The 18,643-nt window shown below is 70.9% G+C and carries 17 protein-coding genes and 1 pseudogene; 11 read left to right on the forward strand and 7 right to left on the reverse strand.

Annotated elements, in window-relative coordinates; translation table 11 throughout:
• Positions 1-92 precede the first annotated feature (92 nt).
• The 5 genes from D7I44_RS09210 to D7I44_RS09230 are packed head-to-tail and all read left to right on the forward strand — an operon-like array spanning position 93 to position 5,654.
• On the forward strand, positions 93-1,154 hold the full coding sequence (locus D7I44_RS09210) for a C40 family peptidase (protein WP_245979501.1): 1,062 nt from the start codon (positions 93-95) through the stop codon (positions 1,152-1,154).
• A 53-nt stretch (positions 1,155-1,207) separates the two neighbouring features.
• Positions 1,208-2,638 (forward strand): peptide MFS transporter, encoded by a 1,431-nt coding sequence (locus D7I44_RS09215; protein WP_120789228.1) that lies wholly within the window; start codon positions 1,208-1,210, stop codon positions 2,636-2,638.
• 47 nt (positions 2,639-2,685) lie between these two features.
• Entirely contained in the window at positions 2,686-3,765 is a 1,080-nt protein-coding gene (locus D7I44_RS09220) for an FUSC family protein (protein WP_120789229.1), read from the forward strand.
• On the forward strand, positions 3,762-5,189 hold the full coding sequence (locus D7I44_RS09225) for a purine-cytosine permease family protein (protein ID WP_120789230.1): 1,428 nt from the start codon (positions 3,762-3,764) through the stop codon (positions 5,187-5,189). The genes D7I44_RS09220 and D7I44_RS09225 overlap by 4 nt, the downstream gene beginning before the upstream one ends.
• A gap of 3 nt (positions 5,190-5,192) precedes the next feature.
• Positions 5,193-5,654 (forward strand): nucleoside deaminase, encoded by a 462-nt coding sequence (locus D7I44_RS09230; protein WP_120789231.1) that lies wholly within the window; start codon positions 5,193-5,195, stop codon positions 5,652-5,654.
• A 9-nt stretch (positions 5,655-5,663) separates the two neighbouring features.
• Here D7I44_RS09230 and D7I44_RS09235 read toward each other — a convergent pair whose 3' ends face one another.
• Complete coding sequence (locus D7I44_RS09235) at positions 5,664-6,395, reverse strand: anti-sigma factor family protein (protein ID WP_120789232.1); 732 nt, start codon at positions 6,393-6,395, stop codon at positions 5,664-5,666.
• Entirely contained in the window at positions 6,392-6,904 is a 513-nt protein-coding gene (locus D7I44_RS09240) for a sigma-70 family RNA polymerase sigma factor (RefSeq protein ID WP_120789233.1), read from the reverse strand. The genes D7I44_RS09235 and D7I44_RS09240 overlap by 4 nt, the downstream gene beginning before the upstream one ends.
• 100 nt (positions 6,905-7,004) lie before the next feature.
• Here D7I44_RS09240 and D7I44_RS09245 point away from each other — a divergent pair, with 100 nt between their 5' ends.
• The 5 genes and pseudogenes from D7I44_RS09245 (at position 7,005) to D7I44_RS09265 (ending at position 11,865) form a co-directional block, all read left to right on the forward strand.
• Entirely contained in the window at positions 7,005-7,493 is a 489-nt protein-coding gene (locus D7I44_RS09245) for a hypothetical protein (RefSeq protein ID WP_120789234.1), read from the forward strand.
• Positions 7,494-7,995: 502 nt separating this feature from the next.
• Positions 7,996-8,145, forward strand: a pseudogene (locus D7I44_RS18735) (sugar O-acetyltransferase); the annotation flags it as partial.
• 11 nt (positions 8,146-8,156) lie between these two features.
• Complete coding sequence (locus D7I44_RS09255) at positions 8,157-9,347, forward strand: glycosyltransferase family protein (protein WP_120789236.1); 1,191 nt, start codon at positions 8,157-8,159, stop codon at positions 9,345-9,347.
• 113 nt (positions 9,348-9,460) lie between these two features.
• The gene (locus D7I44_RS09260) at positions 9,461-10,918 is read left to right on the forward strand and encodes a sugar transferase (RefSeq protein WP_162940168.1); all 1,458 of its coding nucleotides are present in this window, start codon (positions 9,461-9,463) and stop codon (positions 10,916-10,918) included.
• The gene (locus D7I44_RS09265) at positions 10,918-11,865 is read left to right on the forward strand and encodes a glycosyltransferase (RefSeq protein WP_120789238.1); all 948 of its coding nucleotides are present in this window, start codon (positions 10,918-10,920) and stop codon (positions 11,863-11,865) included. Before D7I44_RS09260 ends, D7I44_RS09265 begins: the two co-directional genes overlap by 1 nt.
• A 15-nt stretch (positions 11,866-11,880) precedes the next feature.
• Here the strand turns inward: D7I44_RS09265 and D7I44_RS09270 are convergent, their stop codons facing one another.
• The 5 genes from D7I44_RS09270 to D7I44_RS09285 are packed head-to-tail and all read right to left on the reverse strand — an operon-like array spanning position 11,881 to position 17,207.
• Positions 11,881-13,110: a right-handed parallel beta-helix repeat-containing protein gene (locus D7I44_RS09270; protein ID WP_162940169.1), complete on the reverse strand. Its 1,230-nt coding sequence runs from the start codon at positions 13,108-13,110 to the stop codon at positions 11,881-11,883.
• Positions 13,107-13,985 carry an SGNH/GDSL hydrolase family protein gene (locus D7I44_RS09275; protein ID WP_120789240.1) on the reverse strand — a complete coding sequence of 293 codons (879 nt, stop codon included), beginning with the start codon at positions 13,983-13,985 and terminating at the stop codon, positions 13,107-13,109. The genes D7I44_RS09270 and D7I44_RS09275 overlap by 4 nt, the downstream gene beginning before the upstream one ends.
• The gene (locus D7I44_RS18160) at positions 13,982-14,857 is read right to left on the reverse strand and encodes a glycosyltransferase family 2 protein (protein ID WP_162940170.1); all 876 of its coding nucleotides are present in this window, start codon (positions 14,855-14,857) and stop codon (positions 13,982-13,984) included. Before D7I44_RS18160 ends, D7I44_RS09275 begins: the two co-directional genes overlap by 4 nt.
• Positions 14,854-16,431, reverse strand: coding sequence for an O-antigen ligase family protein (locus tag D7I44_RS18165; protein WP_162940171.1), 1,578 nt, complete (start codon positions 16,429-16,431; stop codon positions 14,854-14,856). Before D7I44_RS18165 ends, D7I44_RS18160 begins: the two co-directional genes overlap by 4 nt.
• Positions 16,428-17,207: a YveK family protein gene (locus D7I44_RS09285; protein ID WP_120789241.1), complete on the reverse strand. Its 780-nt coding sequence runs from the start codon at positions 17,205-17,207 to the stop codon at positions 16,428-16,430. The genes D7I44_RS18165 and D7I44_RS09285 overlap by 4 nt, the downstream gene beginning before the upstream one ends.
• Before the next feature lie 188 nt (positions 17,208-17,395).
• On the opposite strand from D7I44_RS09285, the gene D7I44_RS09290 reads away from it, so the two are divergent.
• Positions 17,396-18,625 (forward strand): glycosyltransferase family 4 protein, encoded by a 1,230-nt coding sequence (locus D7I44_RS09290; RefSeq protein ID WP_120789242.1) that lies wholly within the window; start codon positions 17,396-17,398, stop codon positions 18,623-18,625.
• The last annotated feature ends 18 nt before the right edge of the window (positions 18,626-18,643 follow it).

The following is an 18,643-nucleotide window of genomic DNA, read 5'->3' on the forward strand; positions in this document are numbered from 1 at the left end:
CTGATAGGTTCGCCGGGTCGACTTTCCGGTCGGCACTTCGGGGGCCAGAGCAACACGGGCCGTGACGCCCCGACGGCAAAGGGAGTAGAGCTATGGCGCGACAGAGGACCGAGGCTTCACTTGACGCCTTCGATGCTCTGATCGCAGACCTGGCAGACGCCGGCGAGATCGCCCCCTCCGAAGTCGCCGCACTGCGCGAGCAGCAGAAGGTCCCGCAGACCGGCGAGATCCCAGTGCAGGCGCAGAATCGCTGGTCCGTCGGAGCACCGGCGGTCCCGGTGACGGATGCCGCGACCGAAGCCGCGCCCGTCGTGCAGCCCATGACCCGCCGCGAGGCGCGCGCCCTGCGTGAGGCGCAGGAGCGTTCCGAGACCCCCAACACGGTCGAGTCGGTCGTCGAGGCCGAGAACGCCCGCCGCACGGAAGACCGGATCCACTCGCACCGCGTTCGCCCGGCGAGCTCCGATGCGAAGCAGCCCACGGCGGTCGCGGCGCCGAAGCGCAGGGGCGGGGTGCGGCGTTCACTCGCGGCCGGCGTCGGCGCCATCGTGCTGATTCCCTCGCTGTGGCTCGTCGTCCCGGCCACCGCCGAGACGACGCCCGGCCCGGCGACCGTCGATGCGCACGGGCACACGGCGCAGCAGATCCTGCAGATCGCCGACAACGTGCAAGGGCCGACCATCCAGAATCCTGACTACGTCGCCACGGCCATCGCCGCGATCGTCGCGAAGGTCGGCGGCGCGGACGCCGCCGCCGCCGCACCCGCGATCGTCGACGCACTCGCTGCCGGCGGCGAACGGGCGACCATCGTCGAGACCGCGCTCAGCTACATCGGCACGCCGTATGTGCTGGGCGGCTCGAGCCACACCGGCATCGACTGCTCCGGCCTCACGATGGTGGCGTACGCCGCGATCGGCATGAACATGTACCACGGCGTCGGCGCGCAAGACAGGCTCGGCACCCGCATCCCTCAGTCAGAGGCGCAGCCGGGCGACGTCGTCGTCTTCGACAACGAGGACCACATCGGCATCTATCTCGGCGACGACCAGGTGCTCGCCGCCCCCGCACCCGGTCGCCGCGTCTCGATCGAGTCCGTCGACATCTGGCGCTCCGTGGGCATCCACTTCACGCGCCTGCTTCCCGCCGGCCAGTAGTCCGCCGCGTCGCGCCCTTGTCGGCGCGTGGCGTCGATGGCTAGCCTCGGGCGGTGCGCACATTCTTCGGGCAGCCCTGGGCACTGGTGCACCTGTTCGGTGTCGAGATGTGGGAGCGCTTCTCCTTCTACGGCATGCAGGGCATCCTGCTCATCTACCTGTACTACTCGGCGACGCACGGCGGGCTCGGCATTCCGCAGGCGACGGCTGCCGGCATCGTCGGCGCGTACGGCGGGGCGGTCTACCTCTCGACGATCATCGGCGCGTGGCTCGCCGACCGGGTGCTCGGCAGCGAGCGTGTGCTGTTCTTCAGCGCGATCGTGATCATGTTCGGCCACCTCGCACTGGCGCTGCTGCCCGGGGTGGTCGGCGTCGGCGTCGGGCTGGTGCTGATCGCGCTCGGCTCCGGCGGACTGAAAGCGAACGCGACGAGTGTGGTCGGGTCGCTGTACGAGCCGGGCGACCCCAGGCGGGATGCCGGGTTCAGCCTGTTCTACCTGGGCATCAACCTCGGCGCGTTCTTCGGTCCGCTGCTGACAGGGCTGCTGCAGTCGACCATCGGGTTCCACTTCGGCTTCGGCCTCGCAGCGCTCGGCATGTTCCTCGGGCTCGTGCAGTACTGGTTCGGGCGCCGGGAGCTTCCGGCCGAGACTCGAAGGGCACCAGACCCGCTGCCGCGCAGCCGCTACCCGCTCTGGATCGGCGTCGCAGCCATCGCCGTCGTCGTGATCGCCGTGCTCGTGGCGCTCCGGGTGATCCGCGCCAACGACCTCGCGGCCATCGTGATCTGGGTGACCGTCGCGGCGGCGATCGCGTACTTCGCCGTGATCCTGTCCAGCAAGGACATCACCTCGGGCGACCGCCGCCGCGTGATCGGATTCATCCCGCTGTTCATCGCCTCCGTGGCGTTCTGGTCGCTGTACCAGCAGCAGTTCACGGTGCTGACGATCTACTCGGACCAGCGGCTCGACCGCTCCGTCTTCGGGTGGGAGATGCCGGTGTCGTGGGTGCAGTCCATCAACCCGGTGTTCATCATCATCCTGTCCGGGGTGTTCGCGGCGATCTGGGAGAAGCTCGGCGACCGGCAGCCCGCCACCCCGTACAAGTTCGCGGCCGGCACGGCGGTGATGGGCGTCGCGTTCCTGCTCTTCCTGCCCTTCGTCGGCGGCCGCCCGAACTCGACGCCCCTGCTCGCGCTGGTGGGCATCATCTTCGTGTTCACCGTGGCCGAGCTGCTGCTGTCGCCCGTCGGCTTGTCTGTGACGACGAAACTCGCGCCCGCCGCGTTCCAGACCCAGATGGTCGCCCTGTTCTTCCTCTCCGTCGCGCTCGGCACGGCGATCTCCGGCGAGCTGTCGACGCTGTACTCGGCGCAGGACGAGGGCGCCTATTTCGGCGTCCTCGGCGGCATCGCGATCGTGCTCGGCGTCGCCCTCGCCGCGTTCACGCCGCTGGTGAAGCGACTCATCGCGCCGGTGCGCTGAGTCGCGGCACGCTCACGCGGCGGCGGTGTGCGAAAGGATAGAAGGCGATGACGGATGCCGCACCCCGATTGACCCCTCGCTGGCGTGACCTCTTCGAGTTGCGCCCGTACGACCGCGACCACTGGGCCGCCCTGCGCGTGGGTCTCGCCACGGCGATCCCGCTGATCGTGCTCTGGGCGACCGGGCGCACCGACCTCGCGGTGTACGCGGTGTTCGGCGCGTTCACCAGCGTCTACGGGCGCAACTTCCCGCACGTCTCCCGGCTGCGGCTGCAACTCATCGCGGGCGCAGCGCAGCTGCTGTCGATCGCGGTCGGCGGCGCGATCGCGCTCTCGCCGAACCGCAACTCGATCGTCGTCATCGTGGCGGCGCTGTGGGTGTTCGGGGCCTCGTTGCTCGCCGACCGCGTGCGCTGGACGCCGCCCGGCCCGATCTTCCAGGTGTTCGGCCTCGCGGGCGTCGCCTATGTGCCGGCGACTCCGTCGACGTACGGGGCGGGTTTGATCGCGGCCGTCGGCGCGATCGCGGTCGCGCTGCTCATCGGCTACGTCGGGCGACTCATCTGGCGGGCGCGCGAGGGTCGCCTGCGCAATCCGTACACGAAGCCGATCGTCGTGCCGCCGCCCGCCGAGGGCTATCTGCAGCACGCGACGATGTTCCTCGTCGGGGCGGGACTCGCCGGCGCCATTCCGGCGCTGATCAGCATCGGGCATCCGTACTGGGCCATCGTCTCGGTGATCGCGGCGCTCTCGGCGGCAGGCGGCTACAACCGGGTGCTGCGGGCGGTGCACCGCTTCGCCGGCACGCTGCTCGGCCTGGCGCTCGGCGCGCTCATCCTCGCGTTCCACCCCACCGGCCTCGTCACGATCGTGATCATCGTCGTACTCCAGGCGCTCGTCGAACTGGTCGTCGTGCGGAACTACTCGCTCGCGCTCATCGTCATGACGCCGCTCGTGCTCGCCATGGGCGAGCTCGGACACCCGCAGCCGCTGGGCGCCCTGATCTGGCAGAGAGGCGTCGAGACGTTCATCGGGGCGGTGGTCGCCGTCGGCGTCGCCGTCGTGCTCGAGCTCTTCATCGACCGGAAACAGTCGAACGGCGGCCGGGCCGATAGCATCCGTTCATGACAACGACCCCCACCGCGCCTGCGTCGACGCTGATCGAAGCGGGCGGCATCGAAGCGATCCCGGTGGATCGCCGACACGGCTCGCCGTGGCAGCTCTTCGCGACCTGGACGTCGCCCAACCTCGAGTTCGCCACGGTCTTCGTCGGCATGATCGCCGTCGCCTACTTCCAGCTGAGTCTGCCCGCCGCGATCCTCGCGATCGTCATAGGGAACGCGCTCGGCTCGATCACCCAGGGAATCCTGTCGACGTGGGGTCCGCGCGAAGGGCTCGCACAGCTCGTCCTGAGCCGCACCGCGTTCGGCCTGCGCGGCAACATCCTGCCGTCGGCGATCAACACCGTGATGGCGGGCCTCGGCTGGTTCGCGACCAACTCGGTGAGCGGCACCCTCGCGCTCTCCGCGCTGACCCACATGCCGCTGTGGCTGTCGCTCATCATCGTCGTGATCGTCCAGGTGGGGCTGGCGTTCGTGGGCCACGACCTCGTGCAGCACTTCGAGCGCTACACCGCGATCGTGCTCGGCATCATCTTCCTGATCGCCGTCATCGTGATCTTCACCCACGCGGGCGATGCCGCGGCGCCGAAGGGCCTCGGCTGGTCGTTCGCCGGCTTCACGCTCACCGCGTCGGCGGCGTTCGGCTACGCGGCGGGCTGGAACCCGTACGCCTCCGACTACACCCGGTACCAGGAAAAGGACGTCTCGAAGCTGCAGCTCGGCCTCGCCGCCGGCCTCGGTGACTTCGTGAGCTGCACGGTGCTGATGATCGCCGGCGCGGCATCTGTCTACATCGCCTTCAACGGCGACAACCCGACCGACAGTTTCGTGCAGCCCCTGCCCACCTGGCTGCGCGACCTGACCCTGCTCGCCATCTGCATCGGCGCGATCGCCGCCAACGCGCTGAACATCTACTCGGGCGCGATGTCGTTCCTCGCCGCGGGCATCAAGATCCCCTTCGGCCTGCGCCGCGCGATCATCGCGCTCGGTTTCGGCATCATCGGATTCTTCATCGCGCTCGCCGCCGTGCTGAACGGCCACTTCGAGGCGCAGTACGAGAACTTCCTGCTCGTCATCGCCTACTGGATCGCTCCGTGGCTCGGCATCGTGCTCACCGACCGTCTGCTGCGCCGCGGCACGTCGATCGCCGAGCTCGTGCCCGACAGCGCGAAGTATCGCAACTGGGCGGGGCCGATCGCGCTGGTCGTCGCCGGCGCGATCTCGATCTGGCTGTTCTCGAACCAGACGTTCTATGTCGGCCTGCTGGCGAAGGACACCGGCATCGGAGACATCACCCCGCTCGTCGGCTTCGTGCTCGCCGCGGTCATCTACTGGGCGCTGTTCCGCGCGTTCAAGGTGCGCCTCGGCGGCCCCCTCGCCGATGAGCCCGAGCTGATCGTGGGCATCGACGCGGCAGATCGCGCGGCGTAGACGATGACCGACGCGCTGTACGAGACAGATGCCGCGAAGCTCGCGGTCGCCGTCGAAGAGGCGCGTGCGGGCCTCGCGGAGGGCGGCATCCCCATCGGCGCCGCCCTCTTCACCCGCGACGGCCGCCTGCTCGGCCGCGGCCACAACCGGCGCGTGCAGCAGGACGACCCCTCGATCCACGGCGAGACGGATGCCTTCCGCAACGCCGGCCGTCAGACGAGCTACCGTGACACGGTCATGGTGACGACCCTGTCGCCGTGCTGGTACTGCTCGGGGCTGGTGCGGCAGTTCGGCATCGGCCGCGTCGTCGTCGGCGACGACCAGTCGTTCCTCGGCGGGCAGGACTGGCTCGCCGAGAACGGCGTCGAGGTCACCGTCGTGAACGACCCGGAGCTGATCGAGCTCATGGGCTCGTGGATCGAGGAGCACCCGCACCTCTGGAACGAGGACATCGGGGAGGAGTAGCCGCCGGGCTCACCTCACCGGCGAGCTGAGCAGCACCGTCCCCGTCTTCACGTCGCGGATCTGCAGCGTGCGCAGCTCGGCCTTCGGCGTGGCGACGGCCGCCGAGGTGCGGATCGTCGACCCCGGCCACGCCGACCAGGACGAGACGCGGGTGGCTTGGCCCGAGGCATCCGTCACATACAGCGCGTAGTCGCGCGTCGCCGTCGAATAGCTCGTCTGCGCGTAGCTGCAGCTCATCGTGAGCTCGGTGCCCCAGCGCTTCGCCGCGACCGCGACCGTCGCCGTCACGGGGCTCGGCGTCGTCTGCTCGAGGGCGATCTGCGTGCCGGCCGGCGGCGCGCTGAGCGCGGTCGGAAGCACCACGGCGGCCGCGATCGCGGCCGCGGCGAGAACGGATGCCCCGGCGAGCACCCAGCGGCGGGTGATGCGCCGGCGGCGCACGCGGTGGGCGAGGGAAGCGAGCGTCTCCGATCCTTGAGGAGCACGCGAAGCGCGCGTCTCGAAAGGATCGCCGCCAGGATCCTTTCGAGACGCAGCCTCTGGCTGCTCCTCAACGGTCGGGAACTCTGGCGCGGGCACCTTCGCCAGCAGCGCGGGCATCACCGCGAGCTCGGCGACCGAGGCGCGGCACTCCGGGCAGGTCTCGAGGTGCTCCTCGAACAGCCGCCGGTCGTCGGGCGAGAGCGCCCCGAGAACGTAGGCAGCGTCCCACTCATGAACCGAGTCGACACCGTCGCTCATCGCGTCACTCCCTTCTCCTGCAGGGCGAGGCGCAGCGCCCGCAGCCCGTAGTGCAGTCGGCTCTTCACGGTGCCCTCAGGCACGCCGACAACGGCGGCGACCTCGGCGACCGACTTTCCGCCGTAGTACGCCTCGACGATCACCTGCCGGTGCTCGGCGGTGAGCGCGGCGAGGGCGTCGCCGATGAGCCATGCGTCGAGCATCCGCTCGGTCTCGTCGGCCGCGACCGGCTCGGGCATCGTCTCGGCAGCGGTCACCGTCTCGTGCCGGCGTCGCGCGCTGCGCGACTCGTCGATCACCAGGTTCCGGGCGACGGTGAACAGCCAGGCACGGGCGGACGCCTCCCGCTGGTCGAGCACCGCGGGCCTCTTCCACGCCCGCAGCAGCGTCTCCTGCACGATGTCCTCCGATTGCGCGGCGTCGCCGGTGAGCGACATGACGTACCGCCACAGCGGGCGCGCATGCTGATCGTGCAGCGCACGCAGCAGTGCGTCGTCGTCGTTCGGCATGAGCACCTCCTCATCGGGACACGATGCGCACCGGCATCCGGTTCATCACTGTCGTCATTCTCAGAATGAACCTCAGCGCCGCCGATATGGTGCGGTCATCGTGAACCTCGACACCTTCGCGGGGCTGCCCCTGCACATCCTGCTCGTGCACGTTGTGGTCGTGCTCGGGCCGCTCGCCGCTCTCGCGGTCATCCTGCACGCGTTCTGGCCGGCCGCGCGCCGACGTCTCGGGGTGGTGACACCGCTCGCCGGGCTCGTCATCCTCGTGCTCACACCGATCACGGTCTCGGCAGGGGAGTACCTGCAGTCCGTGGTCGGAACGACCCCCGCTCTCGCGACGCACGTCGAGCGCGGCGAGGGCCTGCTGCCCTGGTCGATCGCGCTGTTCGCGGTCGGGCTCGCCGAGTGGGGGTGGTGGCGTTTCGCGCTGAACCCGGTTTTCGGCGCGCGCCTCACCTCGACGGTGCGCTGGGGCGGCACCGCCGTGCTCTGGGCGGCCGCGGCCGTCGTCGGCGTCGGATTCATCGTCGAGATCGTGCTGATCGGCGACTCGGGAGCCCGCGCGGTCTGGGGCGGCGTCCTGGGATAGCCGCTGGAACGATCCCGTAAGAGGGGTGTTTCGGACGGGTTAACATTTGTGAGCGTCCCTCACCGGGGGGACACTGCTGGCCTATCCTCGGGGCATGCCCGTCGACCTCCTCAAGCTGGTCCAGACTGCGCGCGACGCAGCGTTCAGCCTGCTCGCGGCACGGGGCTTCGCGCGGTTCGGCACGGGCAGCCGCATCCTGTTGCCGTTCCGGTGGGGCAACCGCGACAAGATCGCGATCGGCGAGAAGTGCCTGATCGCGGCCGGCTCGTGGCTGCTGGTTCCCGACCGCGCCGCGGCAGGTCCCGTGATCGTGATCGGCAACCGGGTGCGGATGCATCAGACGTCGATCACCGGCGTGATGAGCGTGGTCGTGGAGGACGGCGTCGAGCTCGCCCGCGGCGTGTACATCTCCGACCATATGCACGGCTTCGACGACCCTGAGGCCTACATCCGCGATCAGCCGCTCGAGCGCGTCGCGCCCGTGCGGATCTGCCAGGGAGCCTGGCTGGGGCAGAACGTCGTGGTTCTGCCCGGTGTGACCATCGGCGCCGGCGCCGTGGTCGGTGCGAACAGCGTCGTGCGCGAAGACGTGCCCGCCCGCAGCGTCGCGGTCGGTGCTCCGGCGCGCGTCGTCCGCCAGCTCGTGGTCTAGGGGAGGAGCCGGTGTCGGTCGACGCGGTCTTCACGTTCTCGTACGAGACCTACGCCGATGCGCGGGCGCGTGAGATGATGCGGCCGCCCGACCGCATCCTCGAGACGCTGATGGCAGAGCAGGATGCCGGCGCCGTCGGCCGCCTGCTCGTGTCCAACCCCTTCCGGTCGCTCGCGACCGTCGCCGCCCACCGGGTGCTGCACGACCAGCCCGCGTTCCCCGCCACCGGGAACAGGCAGCTCTTCGAGCCGGTGCGTCTCGCCCGTGGCGACTCCGCGGATCCCGCGGTCGTGGCACGGCAGTACGCCGCGTACGACCGGGCGCTGCGCAAGGCATCCAGCCGCTTCGGCATCGAGCGCCCCGCCGTGATCACGACCAACCCGGTGATCGCGGGGTTCGCTCCGCTCGAATGGGCGGGCTCCGTCGCCTATTTCGGCCGCGACGACTGGCTCACGACCCCGGCGAAGCAGCGCTGGTGGCCCGTCTACGCCGAGGCGTACGCGCGCATCGCCCGCAGCGGCATCGCCGTCACCGCGGTCAGCCGGCAGATCATCGACCGCATCTCGGCTGCCGACCCTGGCGGCCTGCGCGGCGAGGCCGCTGTCGTGCCGAACGGCGTCGACCCGCGCGAGTGGCTCGGCCCCGCCGTCGCCCCGCCCGCCTGGTTCGCGGCGCTGCCCGGGCCGCGCGCCGTCCACGTCGGCACGCTCGACACCCGCATCGACGTCGAGGGCATCGCGGCGCTCGCCGCTGCGCGCCCTGAGCTGTCGATCGTCTTGCTCGGGTCCGTGCCGGACGAGCGCGACGTCGCCCCGCTGCGCGCCGTGCCCAACATCACGATCGCGCCGCACGTCGGCCGCGGCGAGCTGGTCGCCGTGCTGCGCGCGACCGAGATCGCGCTGCTCGCGCACCGGCGCACGCCGCTCACCGAGGCGATGAGCCCGCTCAAGCTCTACGAGTACCTCGCCGCGGGCGCGCCCGTGCTTGCGGTCGACCTGCCGCCCGTGCGCGGCCTCGGCCCGCGGGTGCTGCTCACGGCCGACGTCGCGGGCTTCGCGGGCGCGGCGGATGCCGCACTGGCGCTCGGCCGCAGCCCTGAGGCCGACCGCGAACGGTTCGTGAACGACAACTCATGGCGCTCCCGGCACCGCGCGCTGCTTGAGTTGGCGATGCCGGCGGCCGCCCAGGTTTCCACTCGATGACACGTGACAAACGCTCACGTAAAAAGGTGACGATCGCTCTATTTGCCCCGTTCGGGTGCGCCTAGCCTGGGGGGCAACAAGCCCCTGACAGCTCTCGATGCGTGGAGGACGTCGTGTCCGAATCCGCAATGCCTGTCCACACCGCTGTGGTCTTCCAGCCCCTCCATCTCGCGTGGCAGCGGCGCGTCCAGTACGCGCTGATCGCGACGGATGCCGCGGCCATCGCCATCGCGGTCACGGTCGCCCAGCTCGGTCGCTTCGGCACCGTCGGCCTGAGCGGCACCGACCCGCGCTCGATCGAGTTCCGCGGGCTGGCGCTCATCGTCGCGCTCGCCTGGCTGCTCGGGCTGTGGGCGACGCGTTCGCGCGACCGCCGCATCCTCGGGGTCGGGCTCGTCGAGTACGGCCGGGTCGCGAACGCGACCTTCATCACCTTCGGGCTGCTCGCGATGCTCGCGTACCTGGCGCAGCTCACCATCGCCCGCGGCTATCTCGCCATCGCGCTGCCGCTCGGCCTCGCGCTGCTCCTGGCCGGCCGGCTCTTCTGGCGCGGCCGCGTGCACGCGATGCGCCGCGTCGGCCGCTGCCTCACCGGAGCGGTCGTCGTGGGCGGCACGGCCGAGGTCGAGCGGGCCGTCGGCGAGCTCGGCGGCAAGCTGCGCGCGGGCTACAAGGCGATCGCCGTGGTGCTCACCGATGATGGGGAGCCGACGGGGCAGGCATCCGCTCTGCCCCGTGTCGGTCTCGACGAGCTCGTCGAGACCGTGCACCGCACCCGCACCCGCGCCGTGATGATCGCGGGTGGCCTGCCGGGCGGGAACGAGCAGATCCGCGAGATCGGCTGGGCTTTCGAGGACTCTGGCGTCGAGCTGATCCTCGTCTCGCGGCTCATCGAGGTCGCCGGCCCGCGCATGCACTGGCGGCCGGTCGAGGGACTGCCGATGGTGCACGTCGACCTGCCGCGGTTCTCCGGCTTCAACTACAGCGTGAAGCGCGCGTTCGACATCGTCGTCGGCACCGTCGCGCTGCTCGTCGCCGCCCCCGTCATGATCGTCGTCGCGCTCGCAGTGAAGACCGACGGCGGGCCCGTGCTCTTCCGCCAGCAGCGCGTGGGCATGCGCGGCGGCCGTTTCGCGATGCTCAAGTTCCGGTCGATGGTGGTCGACGCCGAGGCGCGGCTCGCCGAGCTGGTGAGTCGCAATGAGGGCGCGGGGCTTCTGTTCAAGTTGAAGGAGGACCCGCGGGTGACGCGCGTCGGCCGTGTCATCCGCCGGCTGTCGCTCGACGAGCTGCCACAGCTGTTCAACGTGCTGCGCGGCGAGATGAGCCTCGTCGGCCCCCGCCCGCCGCTGCCTGCCGAGGTGATGAGGTACGAGGGGCGTGTGAACCGCCGCCTGCTGATCAAGCCGGGCGTCACGGGGCTGTGGCAGGTGTCCGGTCGCAGCGGGCTGAGCTGGGAGGAGAGCGTGAAGCTCGACCTCTGGTACGTCGAGAACTGGTCGCTCACCAACGACCTGATGATCCTGCTGCGCACGGCGCGCACGGTGTTCGCACACGAGGGAGCGTATTGATGTCGAAAGAGCGAGTGCTGCTCGTCTGCTCGGGCGGCGGCCATCTGAAGCAACTGTTCGCACTGGCCGAGCGCATCGGCATCGCTGCGGAGGAGCAGCTCTGGCTCACCTTCCGCAACGGCCTCAGCGAGTCGCTGCTCGCCGAGCGCGAGGTGATCTTCACGCCGTTCGCCGCGCCGCGCGACGCCACCAACATTCTGCGGCTGCGGGCGTTCGCCGAGCTGCTGCTCGCGACGAACCGGTTCTCGATGGCGGTCTCGACCGGTTCGAGCCCTGCGGTCGCGGTGCTGCCGGTGGCGTACAAGCACGGCATCCCGGTGCACTACATCGAGTCGGCCGCACGTGCGGAGGGGCCGTCGCTGTCTGGCAGGCTGATCGCCCGCAACGCGCACATCCCGACGTACACGCAGTACCCGGTGTGGCAGAGCGACCGGTGGAAGTACCGCGGGTCGATCTTCGACTCGTTCAAGCCGGCGGATGCCACGGGTCGGCGCCGCATCGGCCGGGTGGTCGTCTCGGTCGGCACGCAGGAGGGCTACCCGTTCCGCCGGCTGTACCACGCGCTCGCCCCGCTGCTCGACGGCTGCGACGTGCTGTGGCAGACCGGAACAGAGGATGTCTCGCAGTACGGCATCTCGGGGCGCGCCATGGTGCCGCACGCCGAGCTCGCGCAAGCGATCGCCGAGGCCGACGTCGTGATCGCGCACGCCGGCACCGGCACCGCGATCACGGCGCTCGAGAACGGCAAGGTGCCGGTGCTCGTGCCGCGGCTCGCGAAGTACCACGAGCACGTCGACGACCACCAGGTGCAGATCGGGCGCGAGCTCGAGAGCAGGGGCCTCGCGCTCATGCGGCACGCGGAGGACCTCACCATGGAGGACCTGCTGCACGCCGCGTCGCTCGGCGCGGCCGCCGCGGCGCCGCCGCGCTTCCAGCTCGTCGCGTAGCCACCGGTCGCAACGTCAGGGGGCGGCGGCGCCCGCCACGTCGGCCGGCATCGGGTGGCCGTCGATGTCCGTCGCGACCGGGCCGAGCGTGCCCTGCGGTGAGATGCGGACGGTGGAGGCATCCGCCGGCCTGAGGTCGCCCGCGTCCTGATCCTGGAACGCGACCTTGACGGCCCTGTTGCCGTCGCGTGAGACGACGGCGGGCGTGCCGCACATCTTCGTGTTCCAGAACTCGATGATCGAGTTCGTCATCGGGGCGTCGCAGCTCGAGATGTAGCCGACGATGTTGCGGTCGAACACGAGGCCCGGCGTCTGGACCAGCCGGACCGAGCCGTTCGCGAAGGTGTTGCCGCGCACCACGAGGTCGGTGGCGCTCTTCTCCTGCAGGGCGGCCGACGAGCCGCCGCCGCAGCGCGGGCCGACGACGATGCAGCCCTGGATGAAATTCGACTCGACCGTCAGCGTGTGGATGCCCTTGCCGGCGCCCACCGAGATGATGAGCCCCGTGTTGTAGCAGTTCTTGAGGCGGTTGCCTCTGATCGTCACGTTCGACGAGTCGAACACCTGGATGCAGTCCGCATGGATGTTGTCGTTCTTGTCCTGGTTGTAGTCGTGCACCGAGTTGCCCTCGATCAGCACGTTGTTCGACAGGCCGACCTGGATGCCGTCGATCGACGAGCCGTTCATGAACTCCGAGTCCTTCACCGTGATGTCGGAGGAGCGCACGAACAGGCCGCCGCCGTCGACTTTCACGTCGTCGACGACGTTGCCGACGGCGCCGCCGTTCAGGTACCACTGCACGGTCACGGTGATGCCGGTCCAGGTGAGGTGCGGCGCCTCGGTCGTGAGTGCGCCGAAGACGGGCGTTGCGCCGGGCTCGGGCTCGACCGTCGCGTTGCGATCGGCGCCGTCGAGGCGCGGGGCGCCGTCTGCGGCGAGCCGGGTGGTCGGGTAGGTGCCGCCCGCGAGGCGGATCGTCGAGCCGGGCGCCGCGCGCGCGACCGCGGTCGCGAGGTCGCACGGCTTCGTGAGCGTGCAGGCGTTCCCCGAGCCGTCTGGCGCGACGTGGCCGGTCGTGAGGGCCCGGCCCTTGCCCGCCGCCTCCGCGTGGGACTTCACGTCGTGTCCCGCCTGATGCAGCGAGTCGATCAGGTCGGCCGAGCAGCCGCTCACGCCGAGCGCCACGGCGATCGAGAGGGCGGCCGCCGCGACCGCGGTGCGCGCGAGGCGCCCGCGCCCCGTCATCCGCCCGCCTTCGTCAGGGCCGCCCACGCGAGCTTCGCGATCGCCGCCTGCCCCGTGGCCGACGGGTGGAAGAAGTCGACGCGCGAGACCTCGTCGCTGGTGAAGCCGTGGTCGTGCAGCGCATCGCCGTCGAAGATGCAGTTCGGGTGCTGCGCGCACACCGACTCGATCGTCTCGTCGTAGTCGTCGACGCGCTTTCCGACCGCAGTCCGCCGCTCGACGTCGGCCGACGCCGTCGACGCGGCGTTGCCGAGCAGCGAGCGGCAGTTCGGCGCTCTGTTCCATGCGGCGGCGACGGGGGCGACGCCGTGGCCGAGCTGCCACAGCCGGTTCAGATCGGGAACGGAGAGCGCGAGGATGTGCGCGTCGGGCAGCGCCGTCGCGACCTGATCGATCAGCTCGGCGTAGTCGGTCTGGAACTGCGCGGCCGTCGTCATCTGGTCGAAGCTCGGCTTGCAGGCGTCGTTCGCGCCGATCAGCACGGTGACGAGCTGGGGCTTCGCGGCGATCACCTGGGGCGCCGTGGTCAGCATGGTCGCGACCGAGCCGCCGTTGACGGCGCCGTTCACGATCTTGGGCGCATGACCGGTCGCCGAGCCGATGCGGTCGGCGACCGAGTCGACGTCGCCGTCCGTGCCCATCACCCACGACGCCCGTGTGCACACCCCACTGTGCCCGCACGCGTTCACACCGAGGCTCATCGAGTCGCCGAGCACGCCCACCGTGGCGACGTCGCCGAGGAACCCCGCCGAGGCGGTCGGCGGCGGCTCGGCCGCATGCGAGGCCGCCGCGCACCCCGACAGGGCGACGCCGGCGAGCACCGCGAGCGCGGCGGCGGACGCCGCACCGCGCGCGGCCGGCCGCGCGAACCTCACACGCGGCTCGACTCGTCGCGGTTCCACATGATCGGCAGCCCCGCCTGCACGCGGCGCCGGGCACGCAGCCGCGGCATCGCCTTGCCGTAGCAGTACACCACGAGCGCCGGCCACAGTCCGGGGTGCGGCGCGACCCGGCGCAGCAGCGCCCGTGCGCCGTCCCCCGTGGCGGGCGCGACCTGCACGAGGCCGGAGCGCACGAGCTCCTCGTTGCCCGCGACGATGCGCGTCGCCCGCGCGATCTCGGCGTCAAGCGTCGCCGGCGCGGAGATCGAGAAGGTGTGGTCCGGCAGGGTGCGCCGCTCGTCGGAGGCGAACAGCTGCTGCACGTAGCGGTCGTCGGCGATGACCGACGGGAACGCGCCGAAGCGCGCCCGCCCGGCCTCCGACAGCACGTACACCCCGGACCCGATGTGGGCCTCCCGGCGATAGTCGCTGCGCGCCCAGATGCGGTAATGCAGGCGCACCGCGGCGCTCGCGCGGGTCAGGTCGATCGACAGCGTCGGCGACGCGGCGAGCACGCCGGGCTCGCGCGCCATCAGCTCGGCGACGGCGAGCAGGGAGCGCGCCTCGACGCGGACGTCCGCGTCGACGTACGCGCGCGGGAACGCGCTCGCCGCGGCGTCGCCCGCGTTCAGCGCAGCGGGCTTCGACGCCGTGGGGATCTCGACGATCCGCACGCGGGGGTCGACGGAGCCCGCGACCTCGGCCGTGGCATCCGTGCAGCCGTTGGCGACGACGATCAGCTCGAGCCGTCCATCGGGGTCGCCGTCGATGAGGCGGCCGAGCAGGCGGCCGATGACGGCCGCTTCGTCGTGCGCCGGGATGATGACGCTCATCGCGCCGCGAGCGGGGGCAGGGTTCGAGGTCATGCGGGCACCTCCTCGGGGGTGCGGTCGGGGGCAGGGGTCGGGGGCACTGCGGGTGAGTCGTCTGGCACGCCGGCTGGGGAGCCGTCGCGAGGGCCGTCGAGGGCGAGGTGCGCCGGGGCGTCCTCGAGCACGCCGCCGAGCCGCGGCGACTCGCTGAGCAGCCATGCGCCGATGGCCCACACCCAGCACAGGACGAAGAAGGTCTGCAGGAAGCCGAACGCGTCGTAGAAGAACAGCGCGGCGATGTAGCCGGCGCACGACACCGCGCATGCGAACGCGAGCTGCGCGTAGCGCGGCGGCACGTCCTTCCGCAGCGCGAACCCGATCAGCCGCAGTGGCGGCGTGAGCATGAGGATCGCGAGGCCGAGCACGCCGACCGCGCCGGCCTCGAGCAGGGTGCCGAGCACCTGGTCGTCGAGGATGAACGCGTTGGCGTTCGCACCGACGAGCACGCGCGACCCGAAGCCCGTGCCGAAGAACGGGTTCTGCACGACCTTCGCCATCGCCGGCCCGAGGTCGGCGAGGCGCCCGGCGCCGCCCCATCCCGCCGAGGTGTACTGCGACGCGAGCAGCTGGGCCGGGTCGAGGAACGAGCCGATCATGGTCCCGATCAGCTTCGGCAGGGCCACCGCGCCGATGAGCAGCGCGGGGATCGTGGCCCCGATCAGGATCGCGGCGAGCCGCGGTCGCAGGGCGAGCGTGAGCAGCACCATGACCGCGATGACGATCACGGCCGTGCGGCTCACCGCGGTGGTCATTCCGAGCAGGATGACGGCGATCAGGCATCCGTAGACGATCGTGCGGCTAATCCGGTTCGCCGGCCGCGAGCCGTACTTCGTGAGCCACACGGCGAACGGCAGCACCATGCACAGCATCACGGACAGGGCGATCGGATGCTGTGAGGAGGCGTACGATCGGTCGCCGCCGGCGCGGAACGACTGCGTCTGGTCGCTGATCAGCTTGAGCGGCAGCACCTTGCCGAGGTCGAGGAACACGTTGACGTTCGTCACCTTCTCGACCACGGCGAAGAAGGCGACGATCGCGGCCGACCACACCAGGAACTGGATCAGCAGCAGCACCCGCCCCTCGCCGCGCAGCAGCTGCCGCACGATGAAGAACACGCTGATCAGCAGCCCGAAGTTGATCAGGTTGCCGAGCACGGCGCCGCCGAGGCCGTTCTCGGAGATGTACGCGACATTGGTCGCGATCGAGAGCACCATGGCGAGGAAGAAGGCGCCGATCGAGACGCCGAACTTCACCGGCTTCCAGGTGAAGCGCGGGTCGATCAGGAGCGCCACGACCATCGCGATGACGATCAGCACGATCACGACGCGGTACGGCTCGAGCTGGAACGGCAGCGGGATCGGGATCGCGTAGCGCCGCACGGGGATGAACATGACGACGCTCGCGAGGATGATGAGCGCCGACGCCCACGTGAACAGTGCCTTGCGCGCCAGGTAGAGCACGGAGACCCCGATGAGGATGCCGCCGCCGATGATCGGCGGCACCCACAGGGCTGCGGCCAGCGCGACCGCCGCGAGCAGTGCTGCGGAGACGATCGCCCGGGTCTTCATGACGAGAGGGCTGGCTTCGGCTGCTCGGCGACCAGCTCGGGCGCGGCCGCGCGGCTGGCTCGGGCACGGCGCACCCTCGCGCGTTCGCGTGAGAGGGCGATGTTGTAGAGCACGAATGCGAGGGCGACGAAGACGAGCAGCACGCCGACGCCGGTGATCACGATCGGGATCGCCGGGTTGGAGCCCTCGGCCGCGACCGCGGCGCCGTCACTGATCGTCGTGAGCTGGATGCGGTCGGCGGTCGCGACCTTCGACTCGTTCTGCTGGCGCACCACGTAGGTCTGGAACTGCTCCGCCGCCGTCTGCGAGATCTTCTCGGCGCGGCCTGCGTTGTCGCTCTCGCCGACGATGTTGATCATCGGCAGCGTGTACTTGCCGGGGAACTGCTCGCTGCCCGCCGGCTGGGTGGTGCGGCTGACCGCGGTGAGCATGTCGTCGGGCCCGAAGGCGCCGAGCTTCGCCTCGACCTGCTGCCGGATCGTGTCGCCGGAGATCAGGTAGGCGTAGACGACCGCCGTCTGTGCGAGGTTCGTCTGCTGCACCGTCTGACCGGGCGCTTGCGTCGGGCCGACCTGCTGGTCGGTGAAGATCGACTGATCGGCCGAGCCGAGCATGATCGTGGTCGCCGCCGAGTACTGCTGCGTCGTGCGCGAGACGAGCTTGCCGTCGACGAGGCTGAAGCCCGCGATCATGGCGGCCATCGCGGCGATGACGATGCCGACGAGCAGCAGCCACTTGTAGCGCCAGAGCACCCGGAGGTACTGGGGAACGTCCATTTGCGTCGCCTTCTCTTGTGAGGGGGTCGGTGAAAGCGGTGCGCCGGTGCACCCGAACTGGGGACAGCTTCAGCGTGCACCCGGCACCTTGACAGTGATGTTTCCTCACGTTGCCGGGATGTAAAAGGTTCACGACGGATCCTCAAATCCACTTCCGGCCGCTCGGCGACTGCCCCACCGTTAGACCCATGACCCGGCCGCTGACCGTCTTCTATGCGTTCCCCCACGCGCTGGGCGAGGCGGGAATCGGGTGGACGGCGTGGAATCAGGCGGCGGAGCTCGCCGCTGCGGGCCACCGCGTGCACGTGTTCGCGGCGTCCGTCAGCAGGCCGGTTCCGCAGGCGGCGAGCGTGCAGACCACACTGCAGCGGGGGCGGGTGCGGATGCCTCACCGGGCGATCGGCCGCGAGAGGGCCTTCGAGCTGCATGACCTTCTCGCCGCCCGCGCACTGCGTCGCGTCGCGGCCGGCGAGCACGTCGACGTCGTGCACGGCTGGCCGTTGAACGGCCGGCGCACCTTCGCGGCCGCAGCATCCCTCGGCATCGCCTCGGTGCGCGAGGTGCCCAACACGCACACCGAGCACGCCTACCAGGTGGTCGCCGCCGAGTACCGGAAGCTCGGGCTCGAGCAGCCGCGCGGCAAGTCCCACACCCGCTCGGAGTCGCGGCTCGCCCGCGAGCAGGCGGAGTATGAGACGGCCACCGCGCTGCTCACCCCGTCGGGCGCCGTGCGGCAGACCTTCGTCGATCGCGGCTTCGCGCCCGCGCGGCTCCTGCGCCACCGCTACGGCGTGCGCCCGGAGGCGGTGCGCCCGCACACGCCGCGCGCCCCCGGCACCGGCCTGCACGCGGTGTTCCTCGGTCGCTGCGACCCGCGCAAGGGGCTGCACTACGCGCTGCGCGCGTGGCTCGACTCTGCGGCGGCGGGCCGCGGCCGCTTCACGATCTACGGCGACTTCCTGCCCGCGTACCGCGCGGCGCTCGCCCCGCTCCTCGACCGCACGGGCGTCGAGGTGGCGGGCTTCACGGGCGACGCGGGGGCGGTGCTCGCCGACGCCGACGTGCTGCTGCTGCCGACCGTCGAAGAGGGCAGTGCGCTCGTGACGTACGAGGCCCAGGCGTCGGGGTGCGTGCCGCTCGTCTCCACGGCGGCCGGTGCCGACCTGGTCGAGGGCGCCACGGGCCTCACGCACCGCGTGGGCGACATCGTGACCCTGACGGCGCAGCTCGACCGTCTCGAGCGCGACCGGGGCGAGCTCGAGCGGATGTCGCGAGCGGCCTCGGCTCGTGCGACCGAGCTCGGCTGGGCGGCCGCAGCCGAGCGGCTGGCGGGCGCGTACCGCGAGGCCGTGTGGCTGCAGGCCGGCGCGCCGGGCGCTGCCGGCGCGGGGGAGGGTCCGCGTGTACGGGCCGGGTGACCTCACCGTCATCGTGTG

The organism is Gryllotalpicola protaetiae (assembly GCF_003627055.1).
Classification (GTDB): domain Bacteria; phylum Actinomycetota; class Actinomycetes; order Actinomycetales; family Microbacteriaceae; genus Gryllotalpicola; species Gryllotalpicola protaetiae.